General features: G+C 70.9%; 16 protein-coding genes. 5 read left to right on the top strand and 11 right to left on the bottom strand.

Going from position 1 to position 18,358, the window contains the following annotated elements; all coding sequences use genetic code 11:
- Nucleotide 1: 1 nt before the first annotated feature.
- The 9 genes from A3Q40_RS12830 to A3Q40_RS12790 all read right to left on the bottom strand — a co-directional run bounded on the left by A3Q40_RS12830 (nucleotide 2) and on the right by A3Q40_RS12790 (nucleotide 11,198).
- A complete protein-coding gene (locus A3Q40_RS12830) occupies nucleotides 2-1,279 on the bottom strand; it encodes a hypothetical protein (RefSeq protein ID WP_068102703.1) in 1,278 nt (425 codons plus the stop codon).
- On the bottom strand, nucleotides 1,266-2,378 hold the full coding sequence (locus A3Q40_RS12825) for a glycosyltransferase (protein ID WP_068102701.1): 1,113 nt from the start codon (nucleotides 2,376-2,378) through the stop codon (nucleotides 1,266-1,268). Before A3Q40_RS12825 ends, A3Q40_RS12830 begins: the two co-directional genes overlap by 14 nt.
- Complete coding sequence (locus A3Q40_RS12820; RefSeq protein ID WP_069972952.1) at nucleotides 2,362-3,600, bottom strand: hypothetical protein; 1,239 nt, start codon at nucleotides 3,598-3,600, stop codon at nucleotides 2,362-2,364. The genes A3Q40_RS12825 and A3Q40_RS12820 overlap by 17 nt, the downstream gene beginning before the upstream one ends.
- Nucleotides 3,601-3,859: 259 nt before the next feature.
- Nucleotides 3,860-4,972 carry a glycosyltransferase family 4 protein gene (locus A3Q40_RS12815; protein ID WP_068102699.1) on the bottom strand — a complete coding sequence of 371 codons (1,113 nt, stop codon included), beginning with the start codon at nucleotides 4,970-4,972 and terminating at the stop codon, nucleotides 3,860-3,862.
- Nucleotides 4,969-6,459, bottom strand: coding sequence for a flippase (locus tag A3Q40_RS12810; protein ID WP_235606297.1), 1,491 nt, complete (start codon nucleotides 6,457-6,459; stop codon nucleotides 4,969-4,971). Before A3Q40_RS12810 ends, A3Q40_RS12815 begins: the two co-directional genes overlap by 4 nt.
- A 10-nt stretch (nucleotides 6,460-6,469) precedes the next feature.
- The gene (locus A3Q40_RS12805; protein WP_068102697.1) at nucleotides 6,470-7,525 is read right to left on the bottom strand and encodes a glycosyltransferase family 4 protein; all 1,056 of its coding nucleotides are present in this window, start codon (nucleotides 7,523-7,525) and stop codon (nucleotides 6,470-6,472) included.
- Nucleotides 7,435-8,808 (bottom strand): O-antigen ligase family protein, encoded by a 1,374-nt coding sequence (locus A3Q40_RS12800; protein ID WP_068102695.1) that lies wholly within the window; start codon nucleotides 8,806-8,808, stop codon nucleotides 7,435-7,437. Before A3Q40_RS12800 ends, A3Q40_RS12805 begins: the two co-directional genes overlap by 91 nt.
- A 10-nt stretch (nucleotides 8,809-8,818) precedes the next feature.
- Complete coding sequence (locus A3Q40_RS12795; protein WP_308125015.1) at nucleotides 8,819-10,300, bottom strand: sugar transferase; 1,482 nt, start codon at nucleotides 10,298-10,300, stop codon at nucleotides 8,819-8,821.
- Nucleotides 10,301-10,460: 160 nt separating this feature from the next.
- Nucleotides 10,461-11,198, bottom strand: coding sequence for a GAF domain-containing protein (locus tag A3Q40_RS12790; protein WP_068102694.1), 738 nt, complete (start codon nucleotides 11,196-11,198; stop codon nucleotides 10,461-10,463).
- 76 nt (nucleotides 11,199-11,274) lie between these two features.
- On the opposite strand from A3Q40_RS12790, the gene A3Q40_RS12785 reads away from it, so the two are divergent.
- Nucleotides 11,275-12,399, top strand: coding sequence for a beta-xylosidase (locus A3Q40_RS12785; protein ID WP_157889576.1), 1,125 nt, complete (start codon nucleotides 11,275-11,277; stop codon nucleotides 12,397-12,399).
- 291 nt (nucleotides 12,400-12,690) lie between these two features.
- Here A3Q40_RS12785 and A3Q40_RS12780 read toward each other — a convergent pair whose 3' ends face one another.
- Together A3Q40_RS12780 and A3Q40_RS12775 are read right to left on the bottom strand one after the other, a co-directional pair.
- A complete protein-coding gene (locus tag A3Q40_RS12780; RefSeq protein ID WP_068102692.1) occupies nucleotides 12,691-12,921 on the bottom strand; it encodes a hypothetical protein in 231 nt (76 codons plus the stop codon).
- A gap of 32 nt (nucleotides 12,922-12,953) precedes the next feature.
- On the bottom strand, nucleotides 12,954-13,349 hold the full coding sequence (locus tag A3Q40_RS12775) for a hypothetical protein (RefSeq protein ID WP_068102691.1): 396 nt from the start codon (nucleotides 13,347-13,349) through the stop codon (nucleotides 12,954-12,956).
- Nucleotides 13,350-13,406: 57 nt separating this feature from the next.
- Here A3Q40_RS12775 and A3Q40_RS12770 point away from each other — a divergent pair, with 57 nt between their 5' ends.
- From A3Q40_RS12770 to A3Q40_RS12755, 4 genes are all read left to right on the top strand, one after another.
- On the top strand, nucleotides 13,407-14,555 hold the full coding sequence (locus A3Q40_RS12770; RefSeq protein ID WP_068102689.1) for a lipase family protein: 1,149 nt from the start codon (nucleotides 13,407-13,409) through the stop codon (nucleotides 14,553-14,555).
- A gap of 79 nt (nucleotides 14,556-14,634) precedes the next feature.
- Nucleotides 14,635-15,321, top strand: coding sequence for a response regulator transcription factor (locus A3Q40_RS12765; protein ID WP_068102687.1), 687 nt, complete (start codon nucleotides 14,635-14,637; stop codon nucleotides 15,319-15,321).
- 62 nt (nucleotides 15,322-15,383) lie between these two features.
- Complete coding sequence (locus A3Q40_RS12760; protein ID WP_082834154.1) at nucleotides 15,384-16,856, top strand: HAMP domain-containing sensor histidine kinase; 1,473 nt, start codon at nucleotides 15,384-15,386, stop codon at nucleotides 16,854-16,856.
- A 47-nt stretch (nucleotides 16,857-16,903) separates the two neighbouring features.
- On the top strand, nucleotides 16,904-18,304 hold the full coding sequence (locus A3Q40_RS12755; protein ID WP_082833906.1) for a S1C family serine protease: 1,401 nt from the start codon (nucleotides 16,904-16,906) through the stop codon (nucleotides 18,302-18,304).
- Nucleotides 18,305-18,358 lie beyond the last annotated feature (54 nt).

The following is an 18,358-nucleotide window of genomic DNA, read 5'->3' as shown; positions in this document are numbered from 1 at the left end:
CTCACTCCCCGTGACGCAGCAGGGCGACGGGATCGAGGCACGCCCGCCGCAACGCTCGCGTGACCACGTTCGGGTCGATCATGTCGGCGCAGAAGGTCGCGGCGAGGGTGCGTCCCTTGTTCAGCCGGGAGACCAGGACGGTGATGCCGTCCGGACCGTCGGGTTCGAGCGTCGCCGTCATCTGCGCCGGGCGTCCGTCGTCGGCGAAGTCGAGGTGGCGGTACAGGCCGGTGAGGTTGCCGAGGTCGCTGACCGCGAGGCGCAGTCGGTCCGGCACGGTGACGGTGCCGGTGTCGTCCGCCACCGGAGCGATCCGGTGCCGGGTGAGCGCGCTCCGGGCCTCCGAGGCCCCGAGAACGGCCAGGGGCCAGCCGGAGTCGATGACGTCCTTCATCACGGTGGCCACGAGGCCCGGCGTCGCACCGGCGCCGACGCGCACGGGAATGCCGATGGCGAAGTTGCCGTGGCCCGTCCGGTCCTTCTCGGCGAGGTAGCGCCGGCAGTTGAAGAGGATCATCACGTGATCGTCGAGCGCCACCTGCTCGGCGCGCAGCGCCGCGTTCACCAGGGCGACGGTGACGGACGCCGCCGTCGCGCCCGGGGCGTGCTCGCGCGCCCACGCCTCCAGTGCGGCCGAGACCTCGGGGGTCATGAACTCGGCACGGCAGGTCTTGGTCTTCGCCCAGTTGTCGACGGTGCGGGTGGGCACCCCGTCGTCGGCGGTGTCGGGGCGGGCGTGGTCCGCGCGGACGCGGCGCAGATCCCGGACGGCGCGGGGGTTCTCGCGGAAGTGGCGCCACAGGGCACGCCGGGTGGCGCCGGCCGGCAACGCGGGTGCGAGGGTCGGGGCGAGAGTGCCGTCGGGATCGCCGGCGGCGACTCCGACCAGCAGGGTGCCGAACTGCCCGTCCCCGACGCCGTGGGAGTAGTCCACCACCGTGTAGTCCCCGCAGAGGATCACCTCGACGGGCAGTCGCGCGCCGTCTCGCTCGCGGATGCGGTTCATGAGCTCGCCGAGATCGTCGGTCGGCAGATCGGGCCGTTCGGTCACGGCGACCCCACCGGCGACGTCGTCGCGATACGCCCAAACGCGTTGATCCGCACGAGGATCGAGCGCGATGCGGGAGGTCGGGGACGCGGACCGGGCCGCGGTCAGAACGCCGCGCACGGCGTCGGCGGTGACGCCCGAGATCGGCCCGAGCACGGCGATGGACCGGGCCGGCACGAAGGTGCGATCCAGGGGAGTGGAGGTGTACCGGGGTCGATCAGAGCGCGGCATCGACGACCTCCTGCATCTTGCGGCGGAACTCGGCCCGCGAGAACCCTTCCGCCCACGACCGGATGTCGGCCCGGTCGAACGTCGACGGGTCGAAGGACCGCATCGCCTCCGCGAACCCGTCGACGATCTTCTCGTCGGAGCCCGGTGCCACGTGGATGCCGGTCCGTCCGTCGAGGACGGAGTCGAGTGCGCCGCCCTCGCCGAGTGCGATCACCGGCGTGCCCGTCGCCATCGATTCCACCGGCACGATGCCGAAGTCCTCGATGCCCGGCATGAGCAGGGCGCGGCAACTGCGGTGCAGGTGCAGCAGCGTCTCGTGCGAGACCCGGCCGAGGAACTCGGTGTCCGGGCCCGCGAGAGCACGGCACTGATCCATCGCCCGGCCGTCGCCCGCGACCACCAGTCGCACACCGGCTTTCGCCGCCGCGCGGATGGCGATGTCGGGGCGCTTGTAGGGAACCAGCCGGCCGGCGAGGAGAAAGAAGTCCTCGCGCTCGACGGACGGATCCGGCGTGAAGCCCTCGGTGTCGACGGGCGGATGGACGACGAGCGCGTCGTCGCGTCCCCACCAGTTCGCGATGCGCTCGGCGACCGCCGACGAGTTCGCCACCACCGTGCGCAGCCGTGGCGCGGCGCCGATCTCGCAGCGGCGAGCCACTGCGGACAGGCCGGTGAGGATGGCCGCACCCGCCTTCCCGCCGCCCTCGCCGGCGCGCAACTCCTTGTCCCAGGCCCACCGCGCCGGACTGTGTACGTACGCGATCACCGGGGCGTCCGTGGCGTGCACGGTCTGCGTCGCGAAGGCGTGGTGGCTGACCACGACGGCGTCGACGTCGCGAAGCGGGAGACGCCGGAACGCGAGCGGCATGAGCGGCAGCACCGGGGCGTAGGAACGCTGCCCGATCCCGTCGTAGATGCGGTTGAGCCACGTGGTGTGGGGCGGCGAACTCAGCCCGGCCGGAATGCCTTCCGGACGCGCGATGGGCGCGTGCACCTGCGCCTGCGGCCACTGGATCGACAACTGCTCGACGACGTGCTCGGAGCCGGCGATCTCGGTGAGCCGCTCGTGGACGACGGCGATTCTACGATCGTTGGGCATTGTCCTCGACCTGTCTGTCGGGGCGTCGCACGGACGCGGGAGCGGGCCGGCTCGCGCTGCCGGCGGGTTGGACCACCAGATGGGTGGGGATCTGGAACTCGGACAGGCGGCGCAGCGCGGCCTCGGCGGCCTTGCGGTCCGACCCGCCCTCCGAGACGAGCACCACGGCGGTGTCGACACTGCTCGCGTCGACGTACGTCCACCACTGACCCGTGAGGTCGGCACCCACCAGGGCGTCGGGGTGGCGGGCGTGCCCGTCCGGGCCCGTCGACATCGGCGCGGGGTAGCGGGCGTCGTCGCCGACGAGAACGAGAATGGTGGGCGACGAGCCGTGCCGGGCGTGGCGCGCGCCGCTGCCGTTGCCCCGTTCCGCCGTGGCGACGGCTGCGGCGACGACGGGCGGAAGGCCTTCGCGGACGGTGGGATCGAAGCGGGCGCGGTACTTGCGCGCGATGCGGCGCGCCCAGGCTCGACGGGGCTTGCGCCCGATGCGGCTGCGGATCAGCACGATCAGTTCCGCCGCCACGATGAACGCGGCGATCGCGGCCACCGAGGCCTCCGAGACCGGCAACGGCGAGACCGGGGTGTCGCTGGGTTCCGGCACGGCGAGCACCACGAGCCGGTCGCCGCTCCCGGTGGTCTGCAACTGCGTCGCCTGGTCGCGCAGCTGGGAGAGGGACTGCTCGGCGGCCGTCCGCGACGGGTCGCCCGGGATGAGCTGGGCGATGCGTGCTTCCTCCGCCGCGATGGAGGCCTGGACCTGTTCGAGGCTGCTCTGCGAGTCCCGAGCGGCGTTGGCGCCGGCCGCCTGCGCCACGGTGGTGACCGTGGTGCGGGCGACGTCGAGTGCCTGCTCGGGGGAGTCGGCGGTGACGGTGAAGTCCAGCAGGGCCGGTGACGTTCCGGGCGCCAGCTCGAGGTGCGAGGCCAGTTCCGCTGCGGTCCATCCGGTGTCGGTCTGGGAGACCACCTGCTGCAGGACGTCGTTGTCGGCGGCGAGCCCGATGAACGGCGCGCGGAGTTGCTCGATGAACGCGTCGCCGGGGATGACCTCGCCCGAGGGCACGATCTCGGTGGTGACCGTGGCGGCGTACTGCTTCTCGGTGGCGAACGCACGCAGGCCGTAGACGCCGGCGCCGACGAGCAGCGCGATCAGCAGGGCGGGCACGACGGCGCGACCCAGTTCCTTCATGTGCCCGGCCAGGTCGATCGGCGGCGGCACGTCACCGCGGTGAACGGGATCGTCTATGGGCGCCAACCGAATCTCCCGGGGTTGTCCGTCACTGGTCTGGGCGTCGTACGATGCCGCGCAGCGTCGTCTCGTGTCGCACGGGACAGCACGTGTGCAACGCCGATACTACGCAGGGGCACAGGGCTTTCGCGGTAGGTGAACCGCCCCGTCGGCCCGCCGTCGGTGGCCGGTCGGAAACGGTCGGCAAAACCGCCGAGTCGACCGGTTTCGGGAGCCGTGCCGTCGGTCCTCATCGGCTCACCGCCGTCAGGGCGTCCAGCAGGTGCGGGAGTGTCGTCGCCACGTCGTGACGGTCGGCGACGGCGGCGCGAGCGCGTCCGCCGATCGTCGCCCGGCGTTCGTCGTCGGCGAGGAGCGCCGCGATCTCCCGGGCGAGGGCGTCGGCGTCGCCCGGCGGAACCAGCACGCCCGCACCGTCGGTGAGGAATTCGGTGGGCCCGCCGTGAGCGGAGGCCACCACGGGCAGGCCGTGCGCCATGGCTTCGAGCACCGAGAGCGGGCCGGCCTCCGGCAGGACCGAGGAGGACACGACCACGTCCCACCCGGCCATCACCGTGTCGGGATCGACGTGGCCGAGAAAGCGGACGCGGCCGGCCAGGTCCGGTCGCTCTGCGCGCGAGCGCAATTCGTCGACGTACGCCTGGTCGCCGGAGAAGCTGCCACCGGCCAGTTCCACGATCACGCCGTCCAACCGGGCGACGGCGTCGAGCAGAACTCGGTGTCCCTTCCACGGCGTGAGCAGGGCCAGCATTCCCACCACCGGCGGACGGTGGCGCGCACCGCGCAAGTCCGCCACCGGCCACCGCACCCCGTAGGGGACCACCCGCACGTCGGCGCCCAACGCGCGGACGGGGGCCGCAGCGGCCTCCGTGCAGGCCACCACGCGGTCGATACCGGGGAGACCGAGTCTCGCGACCGCGCGCTGCCGACCGCCGGGCACCGCGTCGTGCACCAGCCAGGAGACCCCGCCGGGCAGCCCGCCGCCCCGGCCGGCCAGCCGCGCCGCGGGCAGGGCGAAGAGCGAATTGACCACCACGACGGGCCGAGTGCCGTCGGCGGTCGGACGCGCGGTGCGCCGGAGGACGCGCGCAGCGGTTGCCCACCGCGCGAGCATGCGTCCGCCGGCGGCGACGCGCGCGACACCGCCCTGGCCGCCGAGACCGAGGTCGGGAATCGACACGTGCTGCACCTCGGGGGGCAGGGCGTCGGCGAGCGCGCCCGGCGGGCACAGCACGGTCACCGGACGGCCGGCTCGCCGGGCTTCCCCGAGCACCGCGAGCAGCATCTTCTCCGCGCCCGAGACGTTGGCGGTGTGAGCCACCAGGATCACCGGCGCCGTCACGACTGCCTCCGCAGCAGCAGGAATCCCGTGCCGCCGACGACGGCGGCGCCCACCACCGAGATCGGGAACCACCAGGCGGGAGCGGCGGATTCGAGCAGGGACCCGAGCGCCGCCACCGCGGCGGTGACGACGGCGACGACGCCGATCGACGCGACCGGCAGCAACCCGGACACCGGCATCGTCCGGCCGATGACCACCCACAGCGCGACCACGGTCACGGCGAACGTCACCACCGTCGCCACGGCGGACCCGGTGTAGGAGTAGCGGGGGATGAGGACCAGGTTGAGCACCACGTTGAGAATCAGTCCGGCGAGGGCCACGGCCGGGTAGTGGCGCTGCTTCGACGCCGACGCGAGCAGGAACACGCCGAGCAGGATCAGGCTCATCACCGCGGCGCCGAGCACCAGCAACCTCGCCGCGTCGGCGCCGGGGACGAAGCGATCGCCGTACAGCAGGCGGATCAGCGGATCCGCCGACGGCCAGAACGCGGCCACCGCCACCCCGCCGAACGTCGCGAACGCCAGTGCGGCCGTGCGAGTTCGCTTGCGGAAGGTCGGCAGTTCCGACGGCCACGCGGCCACCAGCAGGGTGCTCACGGGAGCCACGGCGGCGAGTGCGATGGTGTCCATCATGTCGGAGAACTTGTAGCCGATGGAGTAGAGACCGACGGCGTCGAACGTGTCCAGCAGACTGAGCATGAGCACGTCGATCTTGAGCATCGCGATAGTCAGCGCGAAGCCGATGGCGAGCGGAATCGCCTCGCGCAGATAGGGACCCCACCGGTGGACGTCGAGGTGCCGAGACGGGCGCAGTCCGACCGAGCGTCGCCGCACGGCGAGTCCCTTGGTGACCACGCGGAACGCCTCGTTGGCCACCGCGGGGAGGACGAAGATCAACAGGGTCGGGGCGAACACCGCGGCCAGCACCGTCAGGGCGAGTTGGAGTACCTGACCGGCCGATTCGGCCACCGCCACCAGCAGCATGCGGTGGCGTGCCTGGAACAGCACGGACAGTGCGTGCGACGGCGTCGCGAACACCACCACCAGGCCACCGAGCACGGTCGCCAGGACCACCTCGCCCGGGTAGCCGAGCACCACGACGTAGCCGACCGCCAGGACGTAGCCGACGAGCCCGAGGACGGTCCGCAACGCGAGGAACGACGATGCGGTGCGGGCGATCTCGTCGGGATCGTCGTCGATCAGCTTCGCCAGCACCACGCGTCCGACGCCGAGGTCGGTCACCACCGACATCAGGCCCAGCAAAGCGAAGACGAAGCTGAACTGGCCCCACTCCTCGGCGCCGAGCGATCGGGCGACGACGACGCTGCCGGCCCAGCCCAGACCGGCGACGATCACGCGCGACGCCAGCACCGCGGCGGTGGCGCGGGCCGCGGCCTTCGGATCGGCGGCGAGCGCGCGGTAGTCCGGGGACGTGCGCTCCGCCTCGGCGGTGACGTCCGGTGGCAGTTGATCGGGGTTCTCGTCCACGGCCGTCGTCCTACGCGATCAGACCGGCGTCGCGGTAGGCCTGCACGGTGCGCTCGGCGGTCCGCTCCCATGTCAGGTCGGCCATCGCCCGGCCCGCCTCGGTCACGAGGTCGGCGCGGGCGGTCTCGTCGAACAGCAACGGCCCCATTGCTTCCGCCCAGGCGCTGGGCCGCTCGTTCTCGAGTAACACCGCCCCCTTGCCGACGACCTCGGGCAAGGCGCCGACCGCGCTGGCGACGACGGCGCCGCCGCAGGCCATGGCCTCCACCGGCGGCAGCCCGAAGCCCTCGTACCGAGAGGCGTAGGCGGTGACGGTCGCCGCGGCGTAGAGGGCGGGCAGGTCCTCGACGTCGACGTATCCCAGACCCGTCGCGTACCGCGGTTTCGAGGGCCCGGTCGACCCGGCACCGGCCAGCAGACACGCCACCCCGAGCTGTTCGGCGGCGTCGGCCACGAGCTGGACGTTCTTGCGGGGCTCGACCGTGCCGACCTGCATCACGAAGGTCTCCGGAAGGCCGTACTTGGCCCGCACCGCCTCGATCGCGGCGGGCTCCGGCGGGGTGGCCCAGGCCGCGGGAGCCAGCTCCACGACGGCGGCCCGACGGCCGGACACCGCCTCGATGCGGTCGGCGGTGAACTGGGACACCGCGATCAGCAGATCCGCTCGGCGCAGCGATCGACGCACCAAGCGCTGCTCGCCCGCGGCGCGCAGCCGGGACGACGCCGACGGCATGTCGATGACGGACACGTCGTGCACCGTCGCCACCGTCGCGCCGCGGGTGCCGAACGGCAGGTCGACGTCGAGACCGTGCACGATGTCGTGCGCCCCGACGGGCAACGCGCCCAGGGCGGCTCGAACGACGCCGTCGCTCACCGGCCGCGGCAGGGGCTCGATGCCGGCGGGCAGGTCGCCGACGGCGTCCTTCTGCACCACCGCCGCGAGCTCGGCGTCCGGCAGCTTGCCGGGCAGCTCGTTCAGGAGCTCGCGAATGTAGGTCTGGACGCCGGAGCCGCCCGGTCGGAGGGCGAGCGCCCCGTAGACGATTCGTGTTGTGCTGCGGCGCATCCCACTACTCCTAACAACAGCCAGAAATACACGTCGATGGGGAAGATCTCGAAGTACGTCGCCACGAGGGACGCGAAGAGCGACGCCACGATGGACGCTCCGACGCCCAGCGTGAGCGCGCCGTCCTGTCCCGGCAGGGTCCGGGACAGTCGGGTGCACCAGAGCAGCGAGGACAGCAGCAGGGCGATCACGGCCCACAGACCGATCGGGCCCAGCTCGAGCGCCGTCTTCACGTAGTAGTTGTCCGGTTGGTAGTTCGTGGACAGACCGGAGAAGACGGTGCCCTGCGCTGTCGAGATCCGGTCCGCCGCAGCGCCGCTCGACCCCAGGCCTTCCCCGAACGGGTGGGTCCGAATCTTCTCGATCACCTCGTTCCACCGCCCGGACCGTTCGTTCAGGCTGGACGAGGAGAAGAAGACGGACGTGATCGTGGGGACGAACGGCAGGATCGCCCCGATGAGCACGGCGACCGCGATCACCGGGGCGGCGAGCGCCCGGAAGCGGATGACGATCATGTAGATCGCGCCGACCGCGAGTCCCAGGATGGCCGCGCGCACGATCGCGGTGGACATGGCCACCACCATGACCGGGGCGAAGCACAGGAACAGCAGGTTCCGTCGTCGTGACGGATTCGCCAGCGCCACCGCACCACCGACGAGCAGCGAGAGCATCACGTAGAGGCCGAAGGGGAAGGGCAGGTTGAACGTCGAGAACACGCGCAGCAACCCGCCCGACGTGCGGACCTGGGTGCCGTACTCGTAACCGAGGGAGACCAGGAAGGCCGGTCCCGCGAGCAGTTGGGCGATGCCGACCAGCGAGGTGAAGGCGCCCATGCCCATGAGGACGCTCACCAGACGGTCGCGGTCACGCGCGTCGAACGGCGCGAGCCACAGCACGACGACGAGCAGCAGGTAGAAGAACGTGACCTTGATACCGACGAATCCGATGACGCCGAACGAGATCAGCGCCGAGGCGACGCCGAAGACGACGAACACCGCCGCGGCCGGCCACCAGGGCAGCAGGATGGTCGGGGCGACCACCTCGCCGGCCGGAACACGGCGGCGGCGGAGCCAGGCGCAGATCAAGGTGTAGAGGAGCAAGCCCTCCTTCCACCCGGACACGATCCCCGGCAGCGGCAGGATCACCAGGAGTCCGTTCAGCGGGACGAACGCCGCCAGCAGCAGGACGCCGAGCTGCGGACGGAAGTACACCGCCCTGGCCACGATCACGGCGGCGATCGCGACGAGCAGGGCGGCGAGGACGGCGATCGCCGTGGTGATCACCGGATCACCGTCAGTCCTCGGCCTTCTTCAACACGGCCGCGACGGTGAGGAACAGGATCTTGATGTCGAGCGCCAGCGACCAGTTCTCGATGTAGTAGTTGTCCCACTCCGCGCGGTCCGCGATCGAGGTCTGCCCGCGCAGGCCGTGCACTTGCGCCCACCCGGTCACCCCGGCCTTGACGCGGTGCCGCTCGCCGTAGCGACGGATCTGCATCTCGAACAGGTCGACGTAGGCAGGTCGCTCCGGGCGCGGCCCCACCAGGGACATGTCGCCTCGCAGCACGTTGAGCAGCTGGGGCAGCTCGTCGAGGGACGTCTGACGCATGAGCTTGCCGATCTTCGTCCGTCGATCCACGCCCTCCACGCCACCGGGGGCGGCCCCCTCGGTCAGCTGGAAGTCGGCGTCGGACGCGCGGGGCGGTCGCATCGACCGGAACTTCAAGCAGCCGAACGGCACTCCGTCGCGGCCGATGCGCTCCTGGGAGAAGAAGATCGGGCCCGGTGAGCTGAGCTTGACCAGGATCGCCAGCGTGAGGAAGACGGGGGAGAGCGCCAGGACTCCGAGGCCCGCGAGGGTGCGGTCCATGGCGCCCTTGAACAGGAACTGCCAGCCCTTGGGGTCGACGTGCGGGAGAACCATGAGCGGGAGGCCGCCGAGGTGCTCGACGCGGGTGCGCACACCCACCGTGTCGAAGAGGCGGGGAACCACCCAGACCCGCATCTTGTTGCGATGCGCCGCCCTGATCGTCTTGACCAACTGCTCGGTCGGAACGTCGGCGAAGGCCACGATGAGTTCTTCCGCCCCCGTGGCCTTCACGGCGGCGTCGAGGTCGCTCGGCATCCCGAGGTAGGGCACGGTGAACTCTGCCGGCGCATCGGACGGGACGCCGTGGACGGGCGCCTTGTCCAGGACGCCGACCGGGTCGAGGCCGTACTCGGGGAACTGCTTCATGCGTGCGGCGAGCTGGTGCACGATCGGTCCGCCGCCGACGATCAACGTCGGCGCCTTCGACTTGCCCCGGACGCGCAGGTAACGCTGGATCGTCGTGCGGAGGAAGCGGGCCAGGGCGACCAGGACGGCGGCGGCGATCCAGACCCGGACCATGAACACGCCGGGGCGGTACTCGGTGCCGAGGGTGATGAGGAGGGCGAGGATCAACAGAACGGACAGGGCGACCGACGTCTGCACCGGCCCGATCTCGTCGAGGAAGTTGCGCCGTAGCCCTCGCCGGTACATCGACCGGGACGCGAGCAGGAGCAGCAGGAGCGGAACGAAGAGCCACGGCACCCAGCCGTGGTCGATGCCGCCCGAGCCGGGCCAGTTCCGCGCCACGAGGATGGCGAGGATGGCGGCCACGACGTCCCCGGCCACCGACAGCGCGGTGTAGGCAGGGTCGGCCCGGAGTCGATCCGCGAGCGAGTGAACTCTCGGTTCTGTCGTGAAGAAGCCGTTGTCTGACAACGTCTTTCGCGACTCCAGTGTGTCGGACACCAGCTTTTCTCCGTACGGGTTCGTCGATGGCCTCACAACAATTCGTAGCTTATCCCATAAAGGATGGGACACGCCCATGAATGGTCACGAGGCCATTACGAGAAAAGGACCGGAAGACAGAAAAAGCCGCTGGTGATCGGCTTCGGGTCGGGAACGACGGTCAGTCGAAGATCTGTTCCCGAACGATCCACGCGAGATCCTTGAGGATCTGAATGTGGCCGGTGGTCCACTGCCGCGGCTGCTGATCCCACACGCAGAGCGTGCCCAGGGCATGACCGCTGTCGTCGAGCAGGGGAATGCCCAGATACGACACCCAGGTGTCGTCCAGAACCCCCGGATGGTCCGCGAACATCTCATCGGAGCGGGCATCCTCCACCACGAGCGGCTGACCCGACTCCACCGCGTAGCGGCACACCGACCGGCCCACGGGCATCTCCGTGATGCGGTCGTCGTTGGGACCGAGACCGACTGCCGCCTTGAAGAACTGACGCTTGTCGTCCACCAGGGACACGGCTGCGATCGGCACCCCGAGTGCGTCCGCAGCCATGGCGACCAGTCGGTCGTATTTCGGATCCGGCGGAGTGTCCAGCAGGCCCGTGTCGCGGAGCGCCTGCAGGCGAGCGGCGTCACGAATGACGGAGTCGAACGGAATACCGTCGTCGGTGTCGCCGGCGGCGTCGGTGCCGTCGGTGCCGTCGGTGGGCGCCGCGTCCTGCGCGTCCCGCATCGCGCGGAGCATGCGGCCGAGGTCCGAATCGGCGTCGTCCGCCAGTTCCTTGACCAGTCGCGTGACCACGGCACGTCGCACGTAGGCGTCCACGGATTCACCGCTCTTGTCGGCTTGCTGGGCGAGTACCTCGTTGAGGCGGTCGTCGAAGCCGGCCATTCCGGATGTCATTGCTCCGATGCTAATGCAGACTCCGTGCATTCTGCGGTGAACATTTGCCGTGACACGGCGCGGTAGCATCGGCGACGTGACAGCGCGGCGTGGACGCGTGGGGGTCTGCGTCGTCCTCACGGCATTCCTGGTTGCGTTCGCGGCGCTCTCCCCGCTTCGCCCGGGCCTCGCGGCCGCGCAGGCTCCGACGAACTGCACCACGGCGTCGGGGTCCACGCAGGTGGGGGGATCACCCGGAGCGTTGTTCGGTGGTCTCTCCGATGCGGATCTGGCGCGGGAACTCGAGCTGGCGCGGGACGCGGGCATGTTCGCGGTGCGTATCGACGTCGACTGGTCGGTGGTCGAACCGGTTCGCGGCAACCGTGATTGGGGTGTTCCCGACCGCATGGTCGACGCGATCACCGCGCGCGGCATGTGTGTTCTCGGCATCGTCACCTATGCGCCGGAGTGGGCGCGCGTGGCCACGGCCGTCGAGGAGGAGTACGGGCGTCCTGCGGACCCCCGCCGTTTCGCCGAGTTCGCGGGGGCCGCCGCCGAGCGCTACCGCGACCGAATCTCGTTGTGGGAGGTGTGGAACGAGCCCAACCTCTCGACCTACTTCAAGCCGGCGCCGGATCCCGTCGTCTACGCCTTGATGCTGCGTGGGGCTCATCGCGCGATCACGCGCGCGAATCCGGATGCCGTGGTGGTGTCGGGCGGGATGGCACCCGGGTCCGCTGCGGGCGGTGGCATACCGGCCGTCGCGTTCGTTCTAGCGCTGTACGAGCTGGGGGCGGTGCGGTACGCCGATGCGCTCAACGTGCACCCGTTCACGTTCCCCGGCCTGCCGAGCGACGCGCCGGCCGCCGGTGACGCGGGAGGGAATTCGGCGATGGTGCTGTGGCCGATACGCGACGTCATGGTCGCCCGCGGCGACGCCGCGAAGCCGGTGTGGATGACGGCCGTCGGAGCGCCGACCGGCTCGGCCGAGGGCGCGGTGTCGGAGGACGCGCAGGCGACGACCGTCCGCATTCTGCTGAATGCGACCGTCGGGAATTCGTGGCTGGGGCCGTCGTTCGTCTACGCAATTCGGGACAACGGAACGGACGAGTCGGTTCTCGACGACAATTTTGGCATCGTGCGGCGCGATTACACGCCGAAACCGGCGCTGGCCGAAGTCCGGGATTTTACCCGGCGGTATCCACCGAACGCCGGTCGGTGACCCTCAGCGACGACGGTACTGCTCCGCTGTCTGGCGTCCGGCGAAGTCGAGATCGCGTCCACCGGACAGCAGGGCGACGGCCAGCGCGGCCGCACCGAACAGTGCGAATGCGATCATGGGTGCCTCCTGGTGTGCGGGTCGGCGGCGCCGTGGCGGCCACCGCTCTGCTCACATGATTGCCCGCGGCGCGGTGGTTTTCATCGAACTGAGGGCGACTCCACCCCGCCTCGGTCGGCATGACGCGCGTCACGATAGGTGTGTCGCGCGGTCACGGTTACCCCTGTGGTCGGTCTACTCGCGCAGCCCGTCGGCCAGTTCGCACGCGCGACCCACGTAACGCCGCGTGAAGACCTCCAGAGCGGAGTCGGACAGTTCCGCGCACCCCACCCGGCGGAACCAGTGTTCGAGGTCCACCAGGCGGGCGCCGAGCTCGACCCGATGATCGTCGAGCGCGCCGAGTTCCGCCGCGACGGCCTGCAGTTCCGCGACCTTCACTGCCACCTGATGCGCTGCGACGTCCATGTCCTCAGGGTACCGACAATCGAACACTTGTTCTAGTAGTCGACGGCCCCCGGGTGACGGTCGTTCACGAGCAGCGAGGCCTCGGCGATGCCCAATCCGCGGTGCCGCGCACGGAGAGCGGAGACGGCCTCGACCCGAGACGCGGTCGACGAGATCGCTCGATCGACATCGGCCGTCGGCACCCGCGCCGGATCGACGGCCGGAGGCAGCGTCGGGACGGGTTCGGCGCGGCGCCACAGCGAGACGACCAGAACGATCGCCAGCACCACGCCGAGCGTTGCCATGCCGACGGTCCACGGTGTGCGTTCGGTCAGGGCGCGGTCGACCGCCGAGGGCAGCGAGATCGCCGCCCATGCGGCCGCGGCCAGAAGAAGAAGCGCCCGCTTCGCGGCGGGCCTGTCGTACCACTCGATGTTCCGTTCCCCCATGGCGTTCAGAGTCGCAGAGCCGGCCCGCCCTCGCCACCGACGCGATACTGTGACGCCGTGCCGAACCGCGTCGCATCAGCCCTGCTCGTGACCGCCGCGACCGCGGCGCTCGCCCTCGTCCCGGTGTCCGTGGCTGCCGCCGAACCGACCGCACCGCCCGGCACGCTCGTCGCGTCGGCACCGTCCCCGGCGCCGATCCCGGGCAGCGCCGATGCGCGGCGCATCACCTACTGGACCGTCGGCCCGCAGGACCGGCCGGCCCTGAGCACGGGCGGCGTCTACCTGCCCGCCGGCACCCCGCCCGAGGGCGGGTGGCCGGTGCTGGCCTGGGCGCACGGCACGTCCGGTCTCGGAGACGACTGCGCACCGTCCGTCATCGGTCCGACCCTCCCCGAGCGGGACTACCCGTACCTGCAGCGGTGGCTGGACGAGGGGTACGCGATCGTTGCCACCGACTACGTCGGCCTCGGCACGCCGGGTGTCCATCCGTATCTCGACGGGAAGACCTCGGCCCACAGCGTCGTCGACAGTGTCGCCGCGGCCCGCGCTCTGCATCCCGAGCTGTCGAACCGCTGGGCGGTGGTGGGCCAGTCGCAGGGCGGCGGCGCCGCGGTGACCACCGCGCGCTACGCGACGCAGTTCCAGGCCCCGGACCTCGACTTCCGCGGCGCGGTCGGCACCGGCGTACCCGCCAACATCGAGCTCGCCCTGCTGCCGCTGGGCCCCGGCGTGCCGCCCGTCGCGATCTCCGACGGACTGACGGAGTACGTCCTCTACATCCTCGCCGGGCTGCGCAGCGCGCGCCCGGACATCGACCTCGACTCCTACCTGACCCCGCTCGGACGCGAGTGGGTCGACCGTGCGGAGACGGTGTGCGCCGTCCCGTTCGAGGAGGAGGTCCGCGGGCTACGGCTCGGAGATCTGTTCTCGCGGCCTCTCGCGCAGCTTCCCGATCTCTACGGAGTCCTGAACGGCTACATGGGGGTGCCGACGTCCGGCTACGACCGGCCGGTGTTCATCGGTCAGGGCCTCGCAGACGTCGACGTCCCCGCGCCGAGTGCGCTCTCGCTCGCCGCGGCGATGACGGCCAACGGAGAGCCGCTCACGTTCCGGACCTACCCCGGCGACCACAGTGCCGCGTTCCGGGACTCGCAGCCCGACGCCATCGCCTTCGTAAACGGACTCTTCGGCCGGGCCCGACCCTGAGCTCCAACCCTCTCAGCGATGTCGTGTTCGGGCGGGGCCCTCTCAGCGATGTCTCAGTCGCTCGGGCCACACTGATCCCATGCGCATTCTGGTGACCGACGACGATCGTGCGGTGCGCGAGTCGCTGCGCCGCTCGCTGACGTTCAACGGCTACACCGTCGAACTCGCGTCCGACGGTCTCGACGCATTGGAGAAGGTGGCGTCCGACCGACCCGACGCACTGGTTCTCGACGTGATGATGCCGCGTCTCGACGGTCTCGAGGTGTGTCGCCGCTTGCGCAGCACCGGCGACGACCTGCCGATCCTGGTGCTCACCGCGCGGGACTCGGTGTCCGAGCGCGTGGCCGGCCTCGACGCCGGCGCGGACGACTACCTGCCCAAGCCGTTCGCCCTCGAGGAACTGCTCGCTCGCTTGCGGGCGCTGCTGCGCCGTACCGGGGGAGAGTTGGGGCCGGACAGCGAGACCATGACGTTCGCGGACCTCTCGTTGGATCCCGTCACGCGTGAGGTGCGCCGCGGCGAGCGGCCGATCAGCCTGACTCGCACCGAGTTCTCGCTGCTCGAGATGCTGCTCGCGAACCCCCGCCGGGTGCTCGGGCGCAGCCGCATCCTCGAGGAGGTCTGGGGATACGACTTCCCGACGTCGGGCAACGCCCTGGAGGTCTACGTCGGGTATCTGCGACGCAAGACCGAGGCGGACGGTGAACCGCGACTCATCCACACTGTCCGCGGCGTCGGGTACGTGCTGCGCGAAACGCCGCCGTGAGCCTGCGCCCACCGTTCGGCCGGGCCGCCCACGGCCGCCGCGGTGACGCTGCGTCGCCGCACATGCGCCCGCCGATGCCGCTCACCCGGTCGGTCTCGTTGCGGTGGCGCGTCACCCTGCTGGCGGCCTCCGTGGTCGCCGTCGCCGTGGCCGTCATGGCCCTCGCCGCGTACGCGGTGGTCTCGCGCGCCCTGTACGACGACGTCGACAATCAACTTCGGACGCGCGCGGACTCGCTGATCGACACCAACCTGGTCGCCTTCGATCCTCGCTACGTCGCCGGGGCGACGCTCTACAGCACCGATGTCAGTGTCGCGCTGATCTTCTCGGACCTGACCAAGTACACCCCGCCGGGATCGACGGTGCCCATCGGGGAGCCGGAGATGGACGTCGCCCTCGGCCGCAGCGACACCTCGCTCCGGACCGTCGCGGGCGCGCGGGTGCTCGCGGACCGCACGCAGGACGGCAGCACCATCGTCATCGCGCAGCGGCTCCAGCCGACCGGGGAGGTGCTCGAGCGCCTCGCCTGGGTGCTGTTCATCGTCGGTGGGTGCGGCATCGGCCTCGCCGCCGTCGCAGGAACCACGGTGGGGCGCACGGGACTTCGGCCGATCGGCCGTCTCACCGCCGCCGCCGAGCGGGTCGCCCGCACCGACGACCTCACCCCCATTCCGGTGACGGGCAACGACGAGTTGGCCAGGCTCACCGAGAGTTTCAACACGATGCTGCGGGCACTGGCCGAGTCGCGGGCACGGCAGAGCCGGCTGGTCGCCGACGCGGGCCACGAACTCCGCACTCCGCTGACGTCGCTGCGCACCAACATGGAACTGCTCATCGCCTCCGGTCAGCCCGGCGCGCCGCGCATCCCCGAGCAGGACATGGCCGAACTGCGGGCCGACGTCGTCGCCCAGATCGAGGAACTGTCCACCCTCGTCGGGGACCTCGTCGATCTCGCGCGCGAGGACGCTCCCGAGGACGTCTTCGAACGCGTCGACATGGCCGACGTGGTGGAACGCAGCCTGGAACGCGTCCGTCGGCGTCGCAACGAGGTCACGTTCGACGCCGTCGTGACGCCCTGGATCCTCTACGGCGACGGCGCGGGACTCTCGCGCGCCGTGCTGAACGTGCTCGACAACGCCGCCAAGTGGAGTCCGGCCGGGGCGACCGTCGATCTACAGATGCTCGCGCGTGACGACGGGCTGCTCGAACTCACCGTCGCCGACGCCGGTCCCGGCATCGCACCGGACGAGCGCGAGTTGGTCTTCGAGCGCTTCTACCGATCCACCGCGTCGCGGTCGATGCCCGGGTCCGGGCTGGGTCTGGCGATCGTGCGTCAGGTGGTGCTCAAGCACGGCGGGACCATCGCCGTCGAGGACTCCCGGTGGGGCGGGACGCTGATTCGGATCGTGCTCCCCGGGGAATCAGCGACCGTGGGGCGACCGGGCGGGACCGTGAACTCACAGGACCCCGACAGGGCGGGCTCAGTCCCCTCTCAGGGCGACCCGGCATCGTCGACTGCAGACGAGGTGAACTGACCGGCCCGCGTCGAAGAACGACAGCCGGTAGGACGATGGAGTGAGACATGAGCGACGACCGCAACACCGGTGAGGGCAACCGCGAGAACGCGTCCGGTGCCCCCGGGAACCCCGCGCAGGGTGGATCCGACGACCGGACGTCCGGTACGGGATCCCCGCAGCAGCACCCGCAGGGTGGGTGGGGCGGTTACGGGGGGTCCGACCCCCGCACCCAGCAGTACGGCGGTTCGGCCTACGGTCAGCAGCACCCCACTCAGCAGCACCCCACTCAGCAGTTCGGCCCGTACCAGCAGGCGCCGCAGTACTACGGCGCGCCCGGTCCGGCCACGACTCCCCAGCCGTCCCAGCGCAAGCCGGGGCGCACTGCGCTGGTCGCCGGTGCTGTCGCACTCGCTCTTCTGAGCGGTGGTGTCGGCGGCGCGGTGGGCGCGCTCGCGACCGGCTCGTCGAACGGCGGCGTGACCAACGCGCTGAATCAGCCCGTCACGCAAGCGAATCAGGCGGCCAACGCCCCCGACGGGTCGGTGCAGGCGGTCGCGGCGAAGGTCGTTCCCAGCGTCGTGCAGATCCAGGTGACCGGACGCACCGGCGAGGGGGAGGGGTCCGGCGTGATTCTGTCCTCCGACGGACTGATCCTCACCAACAATCACGTGGTGTCCGGCGCCGGCGCGGGTGCTCGGCTCGAGGTCAGCTTCAATGACGGCAGCACGGCCGGCGCCACCGTCGTCGGCACCGATCCGTCCTCCGACATCGCCGTGATCAAGGCGCAGGGTCGCAGCGACCTGCAGCCCATCGAGCTGGGAACGTCGGACGGCCTGCAGGTGGGCCAGGGCGTCGTCGCAGTCGGCTCGCCGCTCGGACTCGCCGGCACGGTCACCTCCGGCATCATTTCCTCGCTGAACCGTCCCGTCGCGACGTCCGGGCAGTCGACCGACCAGACGACCGTGATCGACGCGATCCAGACCGACGCCGCCATCAACCCCGGTAACTCCGGCGGCGCGTTGGTGGACATGAGCGGCAAGCTCGTCGGCATCAACAGCGCCATCGCCACCCTGGGCGCCGGCGCGAGTTCGGCGGAGTCGCAGAGCGGGTCGATCGGCCTCGGCTTCGCGATCCCGGTGGACCAGGCGCGCCGCATCGCCGACGAGTTGGTCCAGAGCGGCAAGGCGACACAGGCGATCATCGGCATCAGCGTGCCCAGTCGGGACGACGCCAATGGAGCCACCGTGCTCGGTGTGACCGACGGTGGGCCCGCGGCGCAGGCAGGGATTCCCACCGGTGCCGTGGTGACCAAGGTCGACGACCGCGTCATCTCCAGCGGCGACGCCCTCATCGCGGCCGTGCGCTCCCACGCGCCGGGTGATCAGGTCTCCGTCACCTACGAGCAGGGCGGCCGGTCCAACACCGTCTCGGTGACCCTCGGGACCGCTCCGAGCGGAGGCAACTGATGCGAGGGCCGCGCTTCGTCCGTGACAGCGGGCATCTGACGCCGGTGGTCGGGC

It is taken from the genome of Rhodococcus sp. PBTS 1, assembly GCF_001620025.1.
Taxonomy (GTDB): domain Bacteria; phylum Actinomycetota; class Actinomycetes; order Mycobacteriales; family Mycobacteriaceae; genus Rhodococcoides; species Rhodococcoides kroppenstedtii.
The sequence above is the reverse complement of the archived record's forward strand: the minus strand, read 5'-3'. Positions and strand labels throughout refer to the sequence as shown.